This is a genomic window from Niabella hirudinis (assembly GCF_051201075.1).
Lineage (GTDB): Bacteria > Bacteroidota > Bacteroidia > Chitinophagales > Chitinophagaceae > Niabella > Niabella hirudinis.
Window position 1 is genome coordinate 66,471 of sequence record NZ_JBPEHJ010000001.1, and the last position, 18,084, is coordinate 84,554.

At 44.5% G+C, this 18,084-nt stretch carries 17 protein-coding genes and 2 tRNA genes; 13 read left to right on the plus strand and 6 right to left on the minus strand.

Annotated elements, in window-relative coordinates:
• Positions 1-6: 6 nt before the first annotated feature.
• From GGU45_RS00280 to GGU45_RS00290, 3 genes are all read right to left on the minus strand, one after another.
• Complete coding sequence (locus GGU45_RS00280; RefSeq protein WP_435220931.1) at positions 7-303, minus strand: hypothetical protein; 297 nt, start codon at positions 301-303, stop codon at positions 7-9.
• Positions 304-347: 44 nt separating this feature from the next.
• Positions 348-1,532 (minus strand): M20 metallopeptidase family protein, encoded by a 1,185-nt coding sequence (locus tag GGU45_RS00285; protein ID WP_435220933.1) that lies wholly within the window; start codon positions 1,530-1,532, stop codon positions 348-350.
• 78 nt (positions 1,533-1,610) lie between these two features.
• Entirely contained in the window at positions 1,611-2,039 is a 429-nt protein-coding gene (locus tag GGU45_RS00290; RefSeq protein WP_435220935.1) for an SPOR domain-containing protein, read from the minus strand.
• A gap of 145 nt (positions 2,040-2,184) precedes the next feature.
• On the opposite strand from GGU45_RS00290, the gene GGU45_RS00295 reads away from it, so the two are divergent.
• From GGU45_RS00295 to GGU45_RS00315, 5 genes are all read left to right on the plus strand, one after another.
• Positions 2,185-2,427, plus strand: a complete 243-nt coding sequence (locus tag GGU45_RS00295; protein WP_435220937.1) for a uroporphyrinogen decarboxylase — start codon at positions 2,185-2,187, stop codon at positions 2,425-2,427.
• Between the two features lie 7 nt (positions 2,428-2,434).
• Positions 2,435-3,502 (plus strand): glycosyltransferase family 2 protein, encoded by a 1,068-nt coding sequence (locus GGU45_RS00300; RefSeq protein WP_435220939.1) that lies wholly within the window; start codon positions 2,435-2,437, stop codon positions 3,500-3,502.
• 40 nt (positions 3,503-3,542) lie between these two features.
• Complete coding sequence (locus tag GGU45_RS00305) at positions 3,543-3,785, plus strand: hypothetical protein (protein ID WP_435220941.1); 243 nt, start codon at positions 3,543-3,545, stop codon at positions 3,783-3,785.
• A gap of 107 nt (positions 3,786-3,892) precedes the next feature.
• Positions 3,893-3,965: transfer RNA gene (locus tag GGU45_RS00310), tRNA-Gly, on the plus strand.
• Between the two features lie 93 nt (positions 3,966-4,058).
• A tRNA-Leu gene (locus GGU45_RS00315) sits at positions 4,059-4,144 on the plus strand.
• Between the two features lie 228 nt (positions 4,145-4,372).
• Here the strand turns inward: GGU45_RS00315 and GGU45_RS00320 are convergent.
• Positions 4,373-5,503, minus strand: coding sequence for a TlpA family protein disulfide reductase (locus tag GGU45_RS00320; protein WP_435220943.1), 1,131 nt, complete (start codon positions 5,501-5,503; stop codon positions 4,373-4,375).
• A gap of 303 nt (positions 5,504-5,806) precedes the next feature.
• Here GGU45_RS00320 and GGU45_RS00325 point away from each other — a divergent pair, with 303 nt between their 5' ends.
• The 7 genes from GGU45_RS00325 to GGU45_RS00355 all read left to right on the plus strand — a co-directional run bounded on the left by GGU45_RS00325 (position 5,807) and on the right by GGU45_RS00355 (position 13,259).
• The gene (locus tag GGU45_RS00325) at positions 5,807-6,133 is read left to right on the plus strand and encodes an FRG domain-containing protein (RefSeq protein ID WP_435222011.1); all 327 of its coding nucleotides are present in this window, start codon (positions 5,807-5,809) and stop codon (positions 6,131-6,133) included.
• 582 nt (positions 6,134-6,715) lie between these two features.
• Positions 6,716-6,850 (plus strand): hypothetical protein, encoded by a 135-nt coding sequence (locus tag GGU45_RS00330; protein WP_435220945.1) that lies wholly within the window; start codon positions 6,716-6,718, stop codon positions 6,848-6,850.
• A gap of 183 nt (positions 6,851-7,033) precedes the next feature.
• On the plus strand, positions 7,034-9,175 hold the full coding sequence (locus tag GGU45_RS00335) for a tetratricopeptide repeat protein (RefSeq protein ID WP_435220947.1): 2,142 nt from the start codon (positions 7,034-7,036) through the stop codon (positions 9,173-9,175).
• Positions 9,176-9,189: 14 nt separating this feature from the next.
• Positions 9,190-10,632, plus strand: a complete 1,443-nt coding sequence (locus GGU45_RS00340; protein ID WP_435220949.1) for an outer membrane protein assembly factor BamB family protein — start codon at positions 9,190-9,192, stop codon at positions 10,630-10,632.
• Positions 10,633-10,787: 155 nt separating this feature from the next.
• A complete protein-coding gene (locus GGU45_RS00345) occupies positions 10,788-11,417 on the plus strand; it encodes a hypothetical protein (protein WP_435220951.1) in 630 nt (209 codons plus the stop codon).
• 21 nt (positions 11,418-11,438) lie between these two features.
• Positions 11,439-12,167: a hypothetical protein gene (locus GGU45_RS00350; protein WP_435220953.1), complete on the plus strand. Its 729-nt coding sequence runs from the start codon at positions 11,439-11,441 to the stop codon at positions 12,165-12,167.
• 63 nt (positions 12,168-12,230) lie between these two features.
• Positions 12,231-13,259: a hypothetical protein gene (locus GGU45_RS00355; protein WP_435220955.1), complete on the plus strand. Its 1,029-nt coding sequence runs from the start codon at positions 12,231-12,233 to the stop codon at positions 13,257-13,259.
• 198 nt (positions 13,260-13,457) lie between these two features.
• Here the strand turns inward: GGU45_RS00355 and GGU45_RS00360 are convergent, their stop codons facing one another.
• Positions 13,458-14,510 carry a flavin monoamine oxidase family protein gene (locus GGU45_RS00360; protein WP_435220957.1) on the minus strand — a complete coding sequence of 351 codons (1,053 nt, stop codon included), beginning with the start codon at positions 14,508-14,510 and terminating at the stop codon, positions 13,458-13,460.
• 329 nt (positions 14,511-14,839) lie between these two features.
• Here GGU45_RS00360 and GGU45_RS00365 point away from each other — a divergent pair, with 329 nt between their 5' ends.
• Entirely contained in the window at positions 14,840-16,387 is a 1,548-nt protein-coding gene (locus tag GGU45_RS00365) for a sulfatase (protein WP_435220959.1), read from the plus strand.
• Between the two features lie 128 nt (positions 16,388-16,515).
• Here GGU45_RS00365 and GGU45_RS00370 read toward each other — a convergent pair whose 3' ends face one another.
• Positions 16,516-18,057 carry a sulfatase gene (locus GGU45_RS00370; protein ID WP_435220961.1) on the minus strand — a complete coding sequence of 514 codons (1,542 nt, stop codon included), beginning with the start codon at positions 18,055-18,057 and terminating at the stop codon, positions 16,516-16,518.
• Positions 18,058-18,084: the final 27 nt, after the last annotated feature.

The window sequence follows — 18,084 nt, forward strand, 5'->3', positions numbered from 1 at the left end:
TAGCGTTTACTTCAGATCCTTTAAGGCAGCGGGGCTGGCGGAGCGCATGCCGGGGTTTGACAGGCTGTCTATTTTAGGATCGCGGGTGTTCCGGTCCTTCAGCGCATCTTTTGCGGCCGGCTTTGAAGCGGCGGTCTTTTTTTTCCTGCTGAACCAGCATTTTTTCTTTTGCTGTTTTGCCGGCGCCGGCTGTCCGGTAATTTGCGTTTGCGCAGGTGTTGAAGGCTCCTGTTTCACCTGTCCGTTTACGGATAAAACCATCACAAAAAACAACGACAATGGCAGAATTTTTTTCAGGATCATGACCGTTTTTTTTAATAGACGAAAATAAAAACGCCCCTGTGTATTTATTTTGTTAAATCGGCGGAAACCGCCAGCCAGGCCATCATACCCATGCCCAGCTCAATGGCGTCTTCATCAACATTAAACGTAGGCGTATGCACCCCTGCTGTAATGCCCCGCTCCTGGTTCATAACGCCCAGGCGATAAAAACAGCCGGGTATCAGCTGGGTATAATATCCAAAATCTTCGGCGCCCATGCGGATCTCCGTTTCCCCTACCTGTTCGTTACCCGCATAATTCTTTGCCAGTGCGGCGGCTTGCAGACTCAGGGCTTCATTATTATAAACGCTGGGATAGCCCACATCAATATGCAGATCCAGGCTGCCGCCCATCCCCGTTACCAGGCCTTCCGAAATGCTGCGGATGATTTCGTGCGCCTCAAACCGCCACTGCTCGTTCATAGCACGAAAAGTTCCTTTCAGGCGTACTTCACCGGGGATTACATTGGTAGTAGTGCCGCCGTTAAAGGCGGTAATGGATAGCACGGTAGGGTTTTGCGGATTGTTGCGCCGGCTGATTACCTGCTGCAACGCCACCACCAGGTGGGAGGCGATGAGGATGGGGTCAATACAAAGGTTGGGGGCGGCCGCATGCCCGCCTTTTCCTTTTATCGTAAAATAAAGCTCATCGGCGCTGGCCATTACTTTACCGCCACGAAAACTGAGTTTGCCAACCTCCAGTCCGGGATGCACATGCAATCCAAAAATGGCCGCGGGAGCGGGATTTTCCAATACGCCTTCTTTGATCAGCAAACTGGCTCCTCCCGGGTTCTTTTCTTCCCCCGGCTGAAAAATCAGTTTAACCGTTCCCTCCCACTGGTCTTTTATTTCATTCAGGATTTTTGCCGCACCCAGCAGGCAGGCGGTATGTACATCATGGCCGCAGGCGTGCATCACCTGTTCATTAACCGACCTGTAAGGAACATCATTTAATTCCTGTATAGGCAGGGCATCCATATCGGCCCGGAGCGCAATTACCCGCTTTTGGGGGTTGCGCCCCTTTAGCAGGCCAATGACGCCCGTGGCGGCTTTTACTTCAAAAGGAATCCCAAGCGCTGTTAATTGCGCCTGTATATATTTTGAGGTTTCAAATTCCTGGTAACTCAACTCCGGGTGGGCATGCAGGTAACGGCGCACTTCTATTAATTCAGGCGCATACTGCTTTGCCAGTAACTTCACTTGCTCCTTCATCCCGCAAAAATAACTGATAATATGAAGCGTGTAAAATGAAAAAGAAGTATTTGTTTAAGAAAGAGAACTTGCCGGTATTTAGTCCTCACTTTCCCCGCTATCGGGGTCTACCTCCACTACATCGCTCATGATAAATACGCCGTTGGGAAACAATGCGGCCAGCTTTTTCTGATATACCTGGGCATCCTGCCAGGATGTAAAATTCCCTGCTTTCACCTTAAAATAAGGCGACTGGTGCCACATATAGGGCTTCAGCTCCGGGAATCCGGAATAGATTTTGGTACGGGCGGCAATCGCCTCCGCCTTATTATTGGTGCTGATCACCAGGATGCGGTAACCGGGAGCCGTTCTTCTTTTGGCCGAATTGCGCGTAGACAAATTATTAACCTCTCCCTGTTTTTTGATCAACAGGTCGATCCTCGGGTCTTTATACACCGCCACACCGCCGGACTGCGCCATTAACCCGTAACACAAAAACACCAGGAAAAAGGAAAAAACGTATTTCATATCTTTCAAAATATCCATTAATAATGGCCGTTCAATGGTACCGGAACAACTATTATACCAATAGATTGCCCCGATCCGGAATAAGTTGCAACAAAAATAATGCTACAAATGGATAACTTTATTTTTTTGAAATTTTTAAACGGCTATGAACGATTTTGTTGAATATATCGGCTATTTAGCTATGACCTTACTGGTTATTTCCTTTATCCCCAAACAATTGAAGGTGATCCGTGTGATCAATTTTGCCGGTTGTATTTTTTTTGTGGCCTATGGGGTGATGCTGGGATGGAAATGGCCGATCATCCTATCCAACGGGCTCATCGCTGCAATCCAGCTTTATCACCTTTTTGTTAAAAAAAACCCGGTACCCGAAGATAAAAAGGCTTGATGGTGATTTGCTTGCAATATTTTATGAATCTTTGCAGCCCATGATGATCCCGTCTGTTGCTATTGTTATTTTAAACTGGAACGGTAAAAAATACCTGGAGCAGTTCCTTCCCGGTGTTGTACAAACCCGGTATGGCGCCCTGGAGGTAGTAGTGGCCGATAATGGATCTACCGATGACTCTATCCAATACCTGGAGGCGCATTTTCCACAGGTGCGGATCATCCGGTTCCGGGAGAACCATGGTTTTGCCAAAGGCTATAATCTTGCCCTGGAGCAGGTTTTGGCCGATTATTATTTATTGCTGAATTCCGATGTGCAGGTTACGGAAGGCTTCCTGGATCCTCTTTTAAATATGCTGGAAGCCAATCCCGGGCTGGCCGCCTGTCAGCCAAAGATCCTGTCGTACAACCACCCTGCTTATTTTGAGTATGCGGGCGCGGCCGGCGGGTGGCTGGATCATTTCTGTTATCCATTTGCCAGGGGCAGGGTATTTGATTTTACGGAAACAGATGAGGGGCAGTACAACCGGGCGGAGCCGGTATTTTGGGCCAGCGGGGCCGCATTATTTATCCGTTCAAAGGTATTTCATGAAGCCGGCGGCTTTGATCCCTATTTTTTTGCGCACCAGGAGGAAATCGATCTTTGCTGGCGCATCCAGCTTTTGGGGTATACGATCAGCTCCTGCCCCGCCTCTGTAATATACCATGTGGGCGGCGGCACGCTGCCAAAGGGAAATTCATTGAAGACCTATCTTAATTTCCGCAACAACCATATCATGATGTATAAAAACATGTATGGCTGGCGCCGGATCTATGTTATTTTGCTGCGGGCCGTGCTGGATGGCGTATCTGCTTTTAAAAGCCTGCTGGGCGGCGACGGGGGCTATTTTGTAGCCGTGGCCAGCGCCCACCTCTCCTTTGTGAAATGGATGCTGGTTGATCAAAAGAAAAGCGTATTTCCTCAAAATAAAAAAGCCCCCCTGCAGGGTTTTTTGAAAAAGAACATTGCCTGGGAACATTTTGTGAAGGGGAAAAAAAAGTTCTCCGAAATTGTTGACAAAGAAGTGACAAATTAATGAATAGATCCTTATTTTTGCCGTACAATATTGATACAGAATGGAACATAATTTTGACGCTGAGCAAGTAAAAGAGCAGGAATACCAGGAAGAGTTAAAGCAAAGCCAGAAGAAGGATTTCAAATTCAGCTGGGTTTCCAGTTCCCGTTTTTTATTCTATCTCCTTTATGCATGCTTCTTTTTATTAACCTGGGGAGGCTGCTACCGTCTTTATACAAAGCGTTTTGAAAAGCCGGCTGTTCATGTTCAGGAAAGCACTTTGTACACTCCAAAGTATAAATAAAAAAAAAGTTGCCGATTTTTTTTGTAGTTAAAAAAAAACTCTTATCTTCGCAACCCCTTAAGTAACAAGCTGATACTTAAGAAAAAAACAAAGAAGTTCTTATAAAAGCGGAAGTAGCTCATTTGGTAGAGCACGACCTTGCCAAGGTCGGGGTGGCCGGTTCGAGCCCGGTCTTCCGCTCATAAAAAAGGTCCTCTCAATAGAGAGGATTTTTTTTGGGCTTCGGTCTTCAACCTGTTTGAAACAGCCGGATAAACAGTTCTTAAGATTATTGCCCTGGTGGTGGAATTGGTAGACACGCAGGACTTAAAATCCTGTGGGCAGCAATGTCCGTGCGGGTTCAAGTCCCGCCCGGGGCACTGATTATCAATCAGATAAAGAGGTTCGCGCAAGCGGGCCTTTTTTGTTTTAGAGACATTTGCAAACAAACTTTAACGGCAAGAGTGTTTAAACCGGCCAGGGGCGGTCAATTTCACCGGCGTTTGCAATAACTTCCAAAAGTTACAAAAATTAAAATTACTTAGCCCAAATCAGCTTCCGTTTTTGCAAAATGATGTGAAAAATGATATTTCTAATTTTCACGTAGTTCATTTTTCAAAGCGATCAGCAAGTATCTTTTTTAGCGCAGAAAGATCAAAATCTTTTATTTTATCCCGATCGTAAATAGAAATCCCTTTTTCATCTATCAAATAAAGTTGGGGAACATAAACTCTACCCAACAAATTGCAGATGACATCGCTAAGTACATTTGTCCACGCTGCGGTATATCCCTCAACAGCCTTTGTGAACGCGGCAGAATCTTGATCAACGCTAAAGGAAATAAGTTTGAAATTTTTATTTCCATACAGGTTATTAATTTCCTTTAAAGAAGGCATCTCCTCAATACAAGGTTTGCACCAGGAAGCCCATACTTGTATAAGTACATAATTGCCTTTTAATTTTGAAAGTTCTATTTTATTGCCATGTATATCATTTATCAAAAAGTCAGGGAAATTTAAATTAGAACTGACAACTATCTTGTTTCTTAGAACACTCACGGTGTGCTCTGCCGATTTTGATTGTTTATATTTTGCAGGTAGGATATTATTATAGATTTCGAGTAATGTATCTGGTGAAGATAAATCTGTTTTAATAATATCTTTTTGAAAAAGCCAAAATGAAATGTAATATTCGGGAAATTTCTTAACAAATGCAAGCTCCCTATACAGCACGGAATCTGATAAAGAAACCGCCTTGTTTCTAATGGAGGTATCAATTCCAAATAAATGTTTATGTTTCTGAATAAAGCTCTTTCGAATATCAACCTTTTCTTTTACAAAAAGATCAAGTTCCGCTCCTCCTAATCTTTCATAAGTAAATATATTAACAGATTTCTTTTCGTCAATTGCGTAAGATTTAATGGAATCTGGAAGTGCATTCAAGTATAGTTCAGAATATCCTTTCTTAAAAAAAACATTCTTTGTTACAAACATGGTATCGTTCTTTTTGTATTCAATTGAAACATACCCATATAATGCCAACAAAATGCCGGACCAGCTTGACGTGCTTTGAAGATTAATTTTATGCTCATTAATTCCATCATTCAAGGTAAGTGAGAATTTATCGACATTTAGATTTTTTGAAAAAACAAAACGTATATACGATGAATCAGCTGAATAAGCAAAAAGACTTACAAATACTAAGAGTGATATCAACGTGGCTTTTAAATAATTCTTCATTTTTTCACTATCATTTAAATCCAAAATATCAAAATTCTTAAAGAAAGGCTTAGGCAGGTTTTATCCTAACCAGGTTTTATATTTGCCATTTCCAATTCATTTATCCAGTACAAAACAAAATTTAGATTGTTTTAACTCCAGTTTTTGCAGAATTTCGAAATTATGCAATTATTGGCTAATCAAGACTTACTGTCTACTCTTTTCAACTAGTATTTATCGCCGGCGATTTAGCACCATCTCATATTTCCTATTGACAATACCTCAAGTTTATAAAACTCCGGATATAAGTTGTAAATAAGTCAAATAACATATTATGTTGTTTATTTTCATCATTTTTATTATGAGTTACCAACAAGGTTACTGGACTGGTCTTATAATGTATCAACAGCTGTATATTTTGCCTGCTCGGGTGTTTTTAGAAAATATAAATGGTCTAGCCCTGAGTATAAAAAAATTTACCTGGATGATACAAATTCGCAAAACCGGTTTATGGTGATCATCCCGGGCTTGACCCGGGATCTGTTCTTGTTTCAGCATCTATTGACGAACAATCATCTTCAGATGCCGAAACAATCCCGATCGCCATCGCATGAGCGTCAGGTCAGCATGAAAACTGTACCCGCCGCATAGCGGCAGATGAATATTGTAAGAGCGGGTTTTAACACGTCTCACCATCCGGACGAAGGGTTGAGAGCCGTCAGCCCGAAACATCTGCCGTGCCCATGGCACTCACATCTGCCTTTTCGCTGCCAACGTCGCGCTGAAGCATGACGTTCTAAAATCTATCCGGGGCTATGCCCCTCAAAGCCTTTAATAGCGCAGATTTGCCGGCATGCTACATCCTCTTAACCTGACGCGTATACGATCGCCATCGGGACGGCATGACAAAGCAGCGACTTTTGATACAGCCTCTTATTATAAATTACTCAGCCTCTACCTCTAATTCATTTGCCCAAAACACCAGTCTTTGACCTTCGTAAAACTCTCAGTGTTCGTTCATAGCACATTCAATAAAGGAATCGTTTTAGCGACAAACTCGGGACTTACTTTAGCTACCCAAATATACTTTTATAGCACTAAATAATAAAAAAATCATCTTTTTTAATGATTGTTCCGGCTGGTATCCGGATATATCTTTACGTTGTTAAAGAACAAATAAAAGTATCGTTGCCCGGAAATAATACAAATTCTTTATTATAAATCATTAATTCAATGACCAGGAAATTTCCAAATGGACAGGACTGCAAAACGATTGCCATTATCAGTTGTCTTACTCCTGTTGACTGGATAATAGCGTATATAATATATACCAGCAATACATCGGCATTTGCCGTTTATCGCCTGTAGGAAACCTGACTGCTGATGCTTTTTTCCCTTAACCTTTATGTTATTCAAAGCAGGCTTTTATCTATTCCTTATATCGGCTTATCGAGGAAAAACATAATTGTTTTTTGCCAAAATAGTATAAAGCGGCCACGCCACATTAGCATCATACAAGGAACACCCTTCACCAAATAAAACTTATACTTAATGAGACAATATACCTCCCTGCTCCCCCTGTTGCTTTTGAGCATGGTTGCTTTTGCCCAGCAAAAAAACCCCACCTCGGTAAAAGAAATACAGCAAAAGCAAAAGGAAGCGCAGGCCGCCCTTGATAAGCTTACCCCCGAACAAAAAAAAATGATGGAGCAAATGGGGTTTTCCACAAAAGTCCCTTCAATGTCTACCGGCTTTACCGATGCACAGGTTGCGATGGCTGTTGAGGGTGACGCCGTTCCCAAAAGGAACGGCGCAATTATTGATGCCATTCCGAAAATAACGCTTACAGCCGCAACGCTTCAGGCCTACATCAAAACGTTGAATGATTATATTGAAAAAAATGTTGCCGACAATGCGAAAATATTCGGCCAGCAGGTGTATTCGGCATTGAAGAAAAATAAATATGATGCAACTGCTACCGGTAATGCAGCTATTGGTTACTGGGCAAGTGGCAACCCGGAAATTGCCGTGTATCTGATGGGCAGAGCCTCTGCAGATGATGATTCCGATGCAGACCTGCTCAGTAATTTTGCCGCCGCGCTCAGTATGGGTGGCGCACCGCAAAAAGCAATTCCTTTATTGGAATATTTAAACAAACAATATCCCGATAACACCACTATTCTCAACAACCTGGGGCAGGCATGGTTTTATTTGGGAGACGTGGACAGAGCCAACGAAAAGCTGGATAAAGTAGTAAAAGCATTTGTTTATCATCCGCAGGCAAATTATACACAATGCCTGATACAGGAAAGCAAGGGCAACAAGGCACAAGCGATTGAGAAAATGAAAAATTCATTGGCCTACAGCTACTCAGTGGATAAAATAAACGAGTTGCGCAGGCTGGGCTACTCTGTAAAAGGCAGCGATATGCGCGTTCCCTTTCATCCTGACCCCGACCCACTGGGGCTGCATAATTTCACGCGGCCGGATGCCCCCACTTCTTATGATGAGGAACTAAGGCTTGGTGCAGATTGGGACGCTTTTCAAAAACAGGCATATGAAAAAATAAATGCACTTAGCAAACAGGAGCTGCCCTACCTGCAAGCTAATAATCAAAAGGCGCAGCAGACATATCAACAATATCAAAATGCCAAGGGTGATTTAAGTAAACTAACTACCACCCCCACACAAAAAGAAAATATTTACCGGAAAACGGCAGAAAAAAACCTGCAGGAAATGAGTAAGGACGGGGGCATCGCCTATCGTTTGGAAACAGCCAAAAAGCAAATTGATAATTTGAGGAATGATTTTAACGCCAAAAACGAAGCGGAAAGAAAAAAACTCGAAAAAGCAAACAAGATTATTGCGGAAACTGAAACCGAATATGCGCGTAGAGGCGAAAACATTGGTTATAATACTTGTGTAGTGCAAAAAAAATACAGTGAGTGGGTATATGAAAATTACAATAAACCCCTGGAAGAAGCCTACAAAAATTACCTGCACCAGATGTATATTAACATCAACGAAGAGTTGTATTGGAGGCAATTTACAGAAGACACTCCGGTATTTGAAGCTGCAAAAATTGGTGCAAAAAAGAAATGGCTGGCAGCCCTCGCCAACACAAGATATATAGCTACTGACAAATATGGAAAGTGTGAAACGCCCAAAAGCAAAGATTCCCGCTACAAGCTGGCCGATTTTGATGACAAGCACTGTGTCTATAAATCAGTGCTTGATTTTGGCGTATACAAACAGATAATAGAATGTGGTAAAATGCGGGTGGAATTTGATGCAGGAAGGCTGAGTGGCAACTTTAATTTCAAAGCCGGAGATGATGGCAGAGATCACTTTGATAATGCCACGTTAGAAGCTACTGTTATAGACAAATCCATTTCAACCAACAAAGGTCCGCTGCAGATAGGCGCTTCAGTAAAAGCCGGCGTGGGTGTAACGTTTACCAGTCATGGTATCGAAGATGTATACGCCACCGGCGAAGCCAAAGTAACGGTAAAATCAAACATTATTGAAACGTTTGATCAGCATATATCCGAAGCTAGTGGCGGCGATAAAAGTCAACCTGGAATGGGCGATGCACAATTGAGCGACAAAGGCGTTGAGATAGGCGTTTCGGGGAAAATGAGCCTTATTTCCGGTAACACCTCCTCCAATATTTTTGTAAACACCCCCCAATAACAAAAAACATAGATATGAAAAAAATAACTTTCATCCTGCTTTTTTCATTGTGTGTAGTCTGTATCCCAAAGGCACAGACGCCCAGTGACGCGCCCGATGCAAGAGCAGCCGCTATTGCCCGCCTGCAAAAAGCCGCCAGCTGCAAGTCATGTACCGGGTCCCCGGCTTTGTTTATGCCCTATGGAACCAGTTGCAACAGCCGCGAATTTCAGGCGCCGCCCATCCTTGCTGCTCCTAAAAAACAATGGGAAATAAACCCCGGATGGTGGGGCGTTTGGACGCCGGTCCTCATTGGCAACCTGGTGCTCACCGGTAGTTGCAATAACGATGATAACGCCGGGCTTTCGGCTATTGATAAACAAACAGGAAAAACGGTATGGCGTATCGGTAATATCTGCGCAACAGGTAACCGGCGTGGTTCAATGGGCAATATAGCGCTCTATGAACTGCCCTCCGGTGAAGCATTGCTGGTATACCCCCGGGAAGATGGCGGACCTACGGATTACTATGTAATAAATATAAAGACCGGAAAGATCGTACGTACCCTTACCCCGGCAAAAACAGGGACGCTGCGTTACAGGGGCGGGATATTTACGACACTCAATCAAAGCCCTAAAGAAGGCAACAGCTATATCACCGCGCTCAGCGGTGACTTGAACAATATTCTATGGCAAAACAGGGAATTTAAACTGGCCATGCCCGACAAATCAGACCCACTATACACGCCTACGTTCAGTGCTCCCGCTTCATGGGGCGGTATCCTGTTTCAAACCGCCAGGAACAAGGATCAGAGCGAACCGTTTACACGACAGCTGCAAGCCATAGATCTTAAAACAGGAAAAACGCTTTGGCGACATACCGCGCAACCGGTACTACTTAAGCGAAATGAAAAATCCTATCGCTCAGACGATGGCATTCCCATGATAGCCGACGGAAAGGTAATCATCAGGGTGCAGGCAATGTCGTGGCCCAATGCATACGCTACGGGCTTGCGGGCATTAGATCCTAATTCAGGCAAGATCCTGTGGACCACCCAACCAGTGCCCGGCTTGCACATTTTTAATCACGTGGCAGCCTGCAGTATGCTGGTAACGGAAGTACAGCTAAGTGGTAAAAAGGAACTATGGGGCTACCGGCTTAACGATGGAACGGTAGCCTGGCGGCGCGTTATTTCCAAAAACGCACAACTGATGACCTCCTCCGGAGGCGCCTTCTATGTAGGAGAACGCCTGCTGGACAATGAAAACAACTATAAAGACCACTTACTGCAGGGCTTTGATGGCCTGACAGGAACCTTGCTTTGGACGGGCAGTTATCCTGATCATTATTTTGGCCTGGGCAATTCCAGTAACAGCTGGGATATCGAAAACCCAAACGCCGGCACCCCCGTTTGGGCTATTGACCGGGATGGTGCTATATATGGTGTTACGCTAAGAGGCGTCTTTAAATTGAAATAAAATTTTTTCGGATTATTGATAATATAATTCCTGATGGCCTGCAATGCTCTTTCATTTCTGATTATGCGACCATAAAACCCGCAAAATCATTTTTTTTAATGATTACCGGGTTTTTCTTACCAACCTAATTTCACAACCATTAAAACCAACAAACAATGAAATCTACTTTTCTTTTCCTATTCACCTTTACCGTTACCAGTCTTTTAGCCCAAACGCCCGCCGGCATCTACGCCAAAATAACAAAAGGCGATGGAAGTCGCATCAAAGGCACCTCCGTTACCCGCCTGTACGAAGATCAGTTCATTGTATCCGGCCTCGCAGGCGGTGTCGACAACACGGCAACAGTAGAATTGGAAGTGCCCACAAGTGGCTATATGGCTACGTTTCGGACAATGATGAGCGCTGCCACCGCTTCTACCAAGACGCCCATTGCAAAACAACCTTCGGCCTCCATTGCGAAAGCTGCAGGCACTGTACTAAATAGTGTGCCTCAAAAACCAATGACCTTGCAAGCTGTACAAAGCTTTCCTATATCGAAAATAGAAATTACCATAACAACCCGGCTTGTTGCTGATATGATGCCGGTGGTAGCCCGGAAAATTATTTTGGAAAACGCAATCGTGGAAAGCTGTACCGATAATATTGCAAGCGGTACCAGCAAAATAAAATTTAAAGCCAACCGCATTGGCTGGCTTTACAATAACTGGGGACGGGACGCAAAGCTTAGAAATACCGACAAATCGGGCTGGGACACAATTACTGGCACATCATGGACAAATTTTTAAACCATTATAAAATTAAAAATCATGAAACCTTTTATCTTTCCGGCATTTATGCTTCTGTCATTTGCCGCCAACGCGCAGCAAAAAACAGGTTTACCTGCATCAACCAAACCCATCATAACCAACACCAATATTACCATGAGGCCCGTTACAACCGGCAGCACGGCGTTGCGAACAACACCAACAACCTCCGCCGTCCAGGAAAAACCAAAACCAGGAAGTGGCAATACCTCGCCATCATCCTCCGCTCCTGGCCTCACCGATGCGGATTATTTTTTAGCCGTGGCGAGAGTTACAATAAAAACCGCGGGTGATAACAAAGAAAAATTATCAAAGATGATGGTGAGTGTGTACCCGGCAGCCGGTGATGACAATTATCAAAAAGGCTACACATTGGAGAGCTGGCCCGAGGAGCTAAAAGTATGGAGCACTACCAATTTTACACTACCAAGAAGAGCAGGCTTTGAACAGGCCTTCAACAGCCTGGCCCATTACAGACAAACAGGTGTAATGCTGGATGTATTGTACAACACCGTTGGCAATGGACTATTTTACATCTCCGATGCCTGGAAAATACAGGAAGTAAGCGTCACGCTTGAATTTAAAGATAAAAACGGTAATCCGCACCCAACCTATGGATCAAAAACACTCTATTTCCCCGGTGTGTACCTGGACTTTTACAAATGGAAGGTTTACTATAAAACAGACCCGTATTTCAACACCCTTCCGCCAACAATTGAAAACAGGCAGTAATTTAAAAATTCATCTACATGAAAAAATTCTCGGGTGGAAACATCCAGGCAAAATAATAGACAAATGAGAAAAATAATATCGTTCCTGCTGGTTACTCTTAGTTGCGGGGCAGTGTACGCCCAAAAGCAAACCTTCGATGTGATATCCTACACTCTGCCCAAAGGCTGGCAGCAAAAGGAAGTTAATGGCGGCAGGCAACTGGCAATTACTGACGGCAAAACAGGCGAATATGCAATGGCATTGCTCATCAAATCAATTGCCAGCAACGCATTAGCCAATGACAACTTTACGAATTACTGGAACACAATGGTAAGAGCTGCCGTAACGATTTCAGAAGAACCCGCTATGCAAGCTCCGGTAAATGAAAATGGCTGGGATATTGTTTCCGGCAGTGCCGGCTATACCGATGGCAGTAATAAAGGAGTGGCAACCTTGTTGTCTGCCACAGGCGGTGGACAAACGGCCGCCCTTGTTGCAATGACGAACACAAATAAATATCAACCCGACTTGCTGAAATTAATCAATTCACTGGAACTTTCAAAAGCTGCACAAACCGAAACCGGCAATTCAGGTTCTGCAACTACAAATACTGTGAACAATACATCTATTTCGGGTTTATGGACGAGCTACGTCATTGAAAAAAATGCTTACCAGCAAGTTACAGCAGGATACCTGAGAAAAGAATATCTTTTTAAAACAGACGGCACTTATATTTTTCGTCTTAAAAACTGGCTGGTTTTAAATAAGGATATTATATTCATCTACGAAACGGGTACTTATTCAGTAAATGGCCATCAACTAACCATCATACCCAATAAAGGCAGGGGTGAATTTTGGAGTAAAGCAAAGAGTGGAAAGACTGATGAATGGGGCGGCTTGGTAAAATCAACTGATTATAAACCAGAAAAAGTTACTTATACCATTGAGTTAATAGAAGACCCAACCTATGGCAACAGCCTTGTGCTTAAACCCGGAAGGCCTACCGAAAGAGATGGCGGCAAATTTAATGCGCCAGGCGACCCTTATGAATTTCACTATTCATTTCGCAAACCGGAGTCCCTGATCGATAACCCTCCGGGATTTAAAAAATAGCGTAATGAAAAATCTCATTTTACTGCTTGCACTATTGTTTTGCAACAACAGCATTAATGCACAAAAAGAGCCACCCACTCCTGCACTGGCACAGCAGACAATTTGCCCCAATTTCCTGGCAGTACTTTCGCCTGCTTGCTCTGCATTTTTTGCTTGCATATTGGCGGGGCTAAAATACAATAAATGGTGTTACTCCTTTCAGAACCTTGCGGCAATAGATTGAGCGGCAATAACGGCACCTTCCATATAACCCGGAAATTCAGCAGCAGTTTCTGTTGCAGCAAAAAACAGTTTTCCGTTCATATAGTCTTGCTGTAATAACAGGTGCCCATTGTATTGGTGCGGGCGTTGGATGATCTGGTTGCCATCCAGTATAAATTCGTCTGACCAGACCTTATCAAAATAAGCCGTAGGCCTTAATGCCTGTTCCCCCAACAACTCTGATAACTGGCGCAACACAAACTCTTTTCTTATCTCCGGTGTATAGGAAGCTGCACCACCGCCCAGGAACCCTGTAAAACCAAATTTATTCTCTTCAAAATTGGTGTGATCGTACATCTCCGTAATAATCCCGGCGTGGCTGTATAACATGCCGGAATATCCCTCGTTTCGCCAAAACGGAGCACTGTACTCCAGTGTAAATTTGACGGCTCCAGCCATCCATGTTTGTACGTTAGGTAAAACCGCATCAAGTGCTTCAGGCAGCTTTGGCGAGCATGTTATTTGCTTTGCTACTAATTGCGGTGGTATGCAAATAACAACCTTGCCTGTTTCCACAGTTTTACCATCAGATGTTTCCAGGACGACACCGTTTGTTGTTTCTTTTACCGTCTTCACTTTTGTGTTAAGCAAAACAGCATCGTCCGGCAGCTTTTGCGCCAGCCTATCAATGAGCATTTGAGTACCGCCAACCAGCCGGTAAGACGGCGTTTCCGCTTCAGGCACAAAAAATTTTTGCGGTGGCTCAAATGATTTGGTCTGAAACAGTGATATCCCTTTTGAAAACTGCGGGTATTTCTTTAGTCCCAATTCTCCAATCAAGGCCAGTAAATTGGCATGCACATCCGAAAACCAGGTGGCGCCCAATTCCAATGGCGTTCCGGCAGCGCCCTTAATGGTCTGTATTCTGCCTCCCAATCGCTCCGAGGCTTCCAGTATGGTGATCTTAATACTCTTTTTTGATAATAAGTAAGCTAACGCAAGTCCGCTTAATCCTCCCCCTACGATAATAATTCTCTGGTCCAAACTCATTCTGATAATATAAATTGATTTAAGGTACGAAATTCCCTAATTACCTCCTTATTTTAGTGGATACCTGAGAAAATTTATGGTACTTATGCGCAGGAAGAAGCAAAAGATCTAACTAATGCTGTAGCTCAATACTTTGATTCTTTTTCTCCTTTACCTATTGTTTAAAAGAGGCAAAGAAAAGATCATTGTATTGAATCCTCAAAACGCTTGTGCTGTTCCGGCGAGGAAAATATTACTTATATTACACATTTTAAATGGGGTAAAAATGAATGCCGGATCAGCCCCCGTTAACAGAAATAAACAGTAATGATTCACTAAACAGTTCCGTTATGCGCAGGTTTTTCTTTTTTCAGTTGCTCTGTTGGTGTGTTGCGGCCCTGCAATTAAACGCGCAGGCAAAACCCAATGTTGTTTTTATCTTCATTGATGACCTTCGGCCGGATCTGGGGTGTTATGGTAATGCTGTGGTAAAATCGCCCCACCTGGATCAGCTGGCCGGCAAGGGAGCGCTTTTTACCAATGAGTATGCAACGGTTCCAACCTGTGGCGCCTCAAGATTTGGCTTGCTGACCGGGAGATATCCTGCTGAAAAAGCGGCATTGGGCAATGAAGCGGCTGAAAAAATCATTTCCGGAAAACCACAAGGGGCCTCCCCGGAAACTTTTATAGAACAGTTCAGGCGAAATGGATATCATACAGTGGGCATCGGCAAGATCAGCCATTCTGCAGACGGGTATCTCTATGGCTATACAGAACCCAGAAGCAATAAGCCGGAGCTGCCCAATAGCTGGGATGAGATGCTGTTCAATGCAGGCAAATGGCAAACCGGGTGGAATGCCTTTTTTGGGTATGCCGATGGCTCCAACAGGCAGGGAAAAAAAGGACAGGTAAAGCCCTACGAAGCGGGTGATTGCGATGATGATGGCTACCCGGATGGATTAACCGCCAATCTGGCCACCGAAAAGATCCGGACGCTGGCACAATCTAATCAACCGTTTTTCCTGGGCATCGGCTTCTTTAAGCCGCACCTTCCCTTTACAGCGCCCAGGCGTTACTGGGATTTATATGATGAGGCCTCCATCCCGCTTACACCTTCGCCCAATATACCGGAAGGGGTAAACCCGGCAAGCCTGCACCAAAGCGGTGAGTTTAACCAGTACAAATCAGGAGATGAAGCAGCCAGTCTATCCACCCCCCTTTCGGACAACTATGCCCGAAAATTACGGCATGCTTATTATGCAGCTATAAGCTATGTGGATGCACAGGTAGGGAAAGTACTGGAGGCGATCCGGAAGAACGGACTGGATAAAAATACAATAATTGTGGTATGGGGCGACCATGGCTGGCACCTGGGCGATGACCGGGTATGGGGTAAGCACACCGTCTTTGAATGGTCGTTGCGCAGCGCCTTCATTGTAAAAACACCCGGTAGTAATAACGGGGTAGTGCGTAATGAAATAGTAAGTGCAGCGGACATTTACCCCACACTGATGGAATTATGCGGGCTCAAAATGCCGTACAGGGGAGATGGCGAAAGTTTAGCAAAATTATTGCAGCAGTCCCCTGTCCCTTCATGGAGAAATACGGCCATCAGTTATTTCAATAAAGGAATTTCGATCCGCACTCCCCGGTACAGGTACACACAATATTTCCGGGAGGCCACCCCGGTTATTGAACTGTATGACCACCTGAGCGATCCCCGGGAAAATAAAAACAGCGCCGCTGAGAATCCGAAAATCGTAGCAGAAATGCAGCAGAGATGGCAAAAAGAAATTGAGAACGCAAGGAAGATCTATAAAGCCAGGCAGCGTAATAATGGCACAGACACCCAAAAAGCAATGGGAAATACAACCCGGTTGGTGAAGCAGCTATCCTGATCATTATGCAGTATATCATTCTTCTTCGCGGTGTAAATGTTGGCGGCAGAAATCTGAATACGCTGGAAAAAATACTGGCCCGGTGCGGTCAATAAGATATTTCCTGCCTGCTATTCGGCGCTTTATTGCTACAATTTTTCGCCGGGATAAGGGACTGTTTTACCGGTTGATTTTTCAACGGGCATTTGCGCGGAACGCTCTTTTAATGTTTTGCCTAAAAGCAGCGCCAGCTTTTTAACGGTTTCTTTATTCCCCTCTGCCTGGTCATTGGCTTCCCGAAGATCTTTGGAAAGATCGTACAATTCAAAACTTTGGGTGCGCATACGGTAAATCAGTTTCCAGTTGCCATAGCGCATGGCGGTATAGTAATTGATGCCAAACCGGGCTTCCTGGCCAACAGGGATATTGATCCATTTGTTGGGATAATGAAAGATCAGCGGCCGCGCTGTCACCAACGCCTGCGGGTTTCTTAAGAGCGGCACAAAGCTCCGCCCATCTACCTGCTGGGGCAACTCCGTACGGGCAGTTTTTGCCATCTCAAGAATTGAGGGAAAAAAATCTTCAATCATTACCGGCTGCGCATTTGTTGTACCCGCCCGGGTGATTCCCGGCCATTTAACAATCATCGGCTCCCGTATTCCGCCCTCGTATACCGAGCCTTTTCCGGAGCGAAGCGGGTAATTATGTGTATTGGCCGCTCCTCCCCGCTGGTGATGATCAAGCCCGCCATTGTCGCTCATAAAAATAACAATGGTGTTGCGGGCAACATCCTTTTTTTGGAGGTAATCCATAATATCGCCAAGGCTTTTATCCATGCCTTCCACTAAACTGGCATAGGCAGCTTCGATACTGTCGAGGCCGGCGTTATAATATTTTTGTACAAACCGGGGATCGGCCATGATGGGCGTATGCACGGCATACTGGCACATATTTAAATAAAAGGGTTCTTTCCTCCTGATAGGATTTTCCAGCGCTTTAAGCGCCTCAAGGGTCAGCGCTTCCGTTAAAAAGGTATTGGTATCATAATATTCTTCGAGATCCGGAACAGCCTGCATCTGCGCTTTTCCCGGCATATTACCGTAACGCTGTTCCGACAAATAGCTCTGCGGGTGCCCGCCGGAGTGGCCGGCAATATTTACCATAAAACCCAGGTTATAGGGATTTGCGCCCGGTGTGCCTGCAGCCCCCCAATGTGCTTTACCCACCTGTATGGTATAATACCCCGCGTCTTTAAGCAGTTGTGGAAATGGGGTTGCATACACGGTGCGATCGGTACCCGGCTTGCTGCTTAACCCGTTCCGGTTCCAGTTTAAGGGTTCAAACTGATCGTCTTTCGCATCGGAGTCCACATTTTTATTGGGCGAGGTCCAGTTGGTAACCCGGCTGCGTGCGGCATTCATACCCGTAAGCATGCTGGTGCGCGATGGCGTACAAACAGGTTGTGCATAGGCATTGGTAAATTTTACGCCATCCGCAGCAAGCCGTTCCATATTGGGCGTATGATAACGTTTGTTCAGCGGCATTATACTATCTGCAAAGGGAACGGATGTATCCATCCAGCCCATATCATCTACTAAAAAAACGATGATATTGGGACGTGCGCCGGTTTGCGCGATGCTTTGCTTTACCATCAGGACAAGCAGCAGCAACATGATCTTTTTTACTTGCATATCTTCAAAGTTATTCTAAAATTTAAA

Coding starts and splice junctions, on each gene's coding strand:
- GGU45_RS00320 (WP_435220943.1), bottom strand. CDS start 5,503: ATGAAGAATTATTTAAAAGCCACGTTGATATCACTCTTAGTATTTGTA.
- GGU45_RS00340 (WP_435220949.1), top strand. CDS start 9,190: ATGAAAAAAATAACTTTCATCCTGCTTTTTTCATTGTGTGTAGTCTGT.
- GGU45_RS00360 (WP_435220957.1), bottom strand. CDS start 14,510: ATGAGTTTGGACCAGAGAATTATTATCGTAGGGGGAGGATTAAGCGGA.
- GGU45_RS00350 (WP_435220953.1), top strand. CDS start 11,439: ATGAAACCTTTTATCTTTCCGGCATTTATGCTTCTGTCATTTGCCGCC.
- GGU45_RS00285 (WP_435220933.1), bottom strand. CDS start 1,532: ATGAAGGAGCAAGTGAAGTTACTGGCAAAGCAGTATGCGCCTGAATTA.
- GGU45_RS00280 (WP_435220931.1), bottom strand. CDS start 303: ATGATCCTGAAAAAAATTCTGCCATTGTCGTTGTTTTTTGTGATGGTT.
- GGU45_RS00305 (WP_435220941.1), top strand. CDS start 3,543: ATGGAACATAATTTTGACGCTGAGCAAGTAAAAGAGCAGGAATACCAG.
- GGU45_RS00355 (WP_435220955.1), top strand. CDS start 12,231: ATGAGAAAAATAATATCGTTCCTGCTGGTTACTCTTAGTTGCGGGGCA.
- GGU45_RS00295 (WP_435220937.1), top strand. CDS start 2,185: ATGAACGATTTTGTTGAATATATCGGCTATTTAGCTATGACCTTACTG.
- GGU45_RS00370 (WP_435220961.1), bottom strand. CDS start 18,057: ATGCAAGTAAAAAAGATCATGTTGCTGCTGCTTGTCCTGATGGTAAAG.
- GGU45_RS00365 (WP_435220959.1), top strand. CDS start 14,840: ATGCGCAGGTTTTTCTTTTTTCAGTTGCTCTGTTGGTGTGTTGCGGCC.
- GGU45_RS00345 (WP_435220951.1), top strand. CDS start 10,788: ATGAAATCTACTTTTCTTTTCCTATTCACCTTTACCGTTACCAGTCTT.
- GGU45_RS00290 (WP_435220935.1), bottom strand. CDS start 2,039: ATGAAATACGTTTTTTCCTTTTTCCTGGTGTTTTTGTGTTACGGGTTA.
- GGU45_RS00335 (WP_435220947.1), top strand. CDS start 7,034: ATGAGACAATATACCTCCCTGCTCCCCCTGTTGCTTTTGAGCATGGTT.
- GGU45_RS00330 (WP_435220945.1), top strand. CDS start 6,716: ATGACCAGGAAATTTCCAAATGGACAGGACTGCAAAACGATTGCCATT.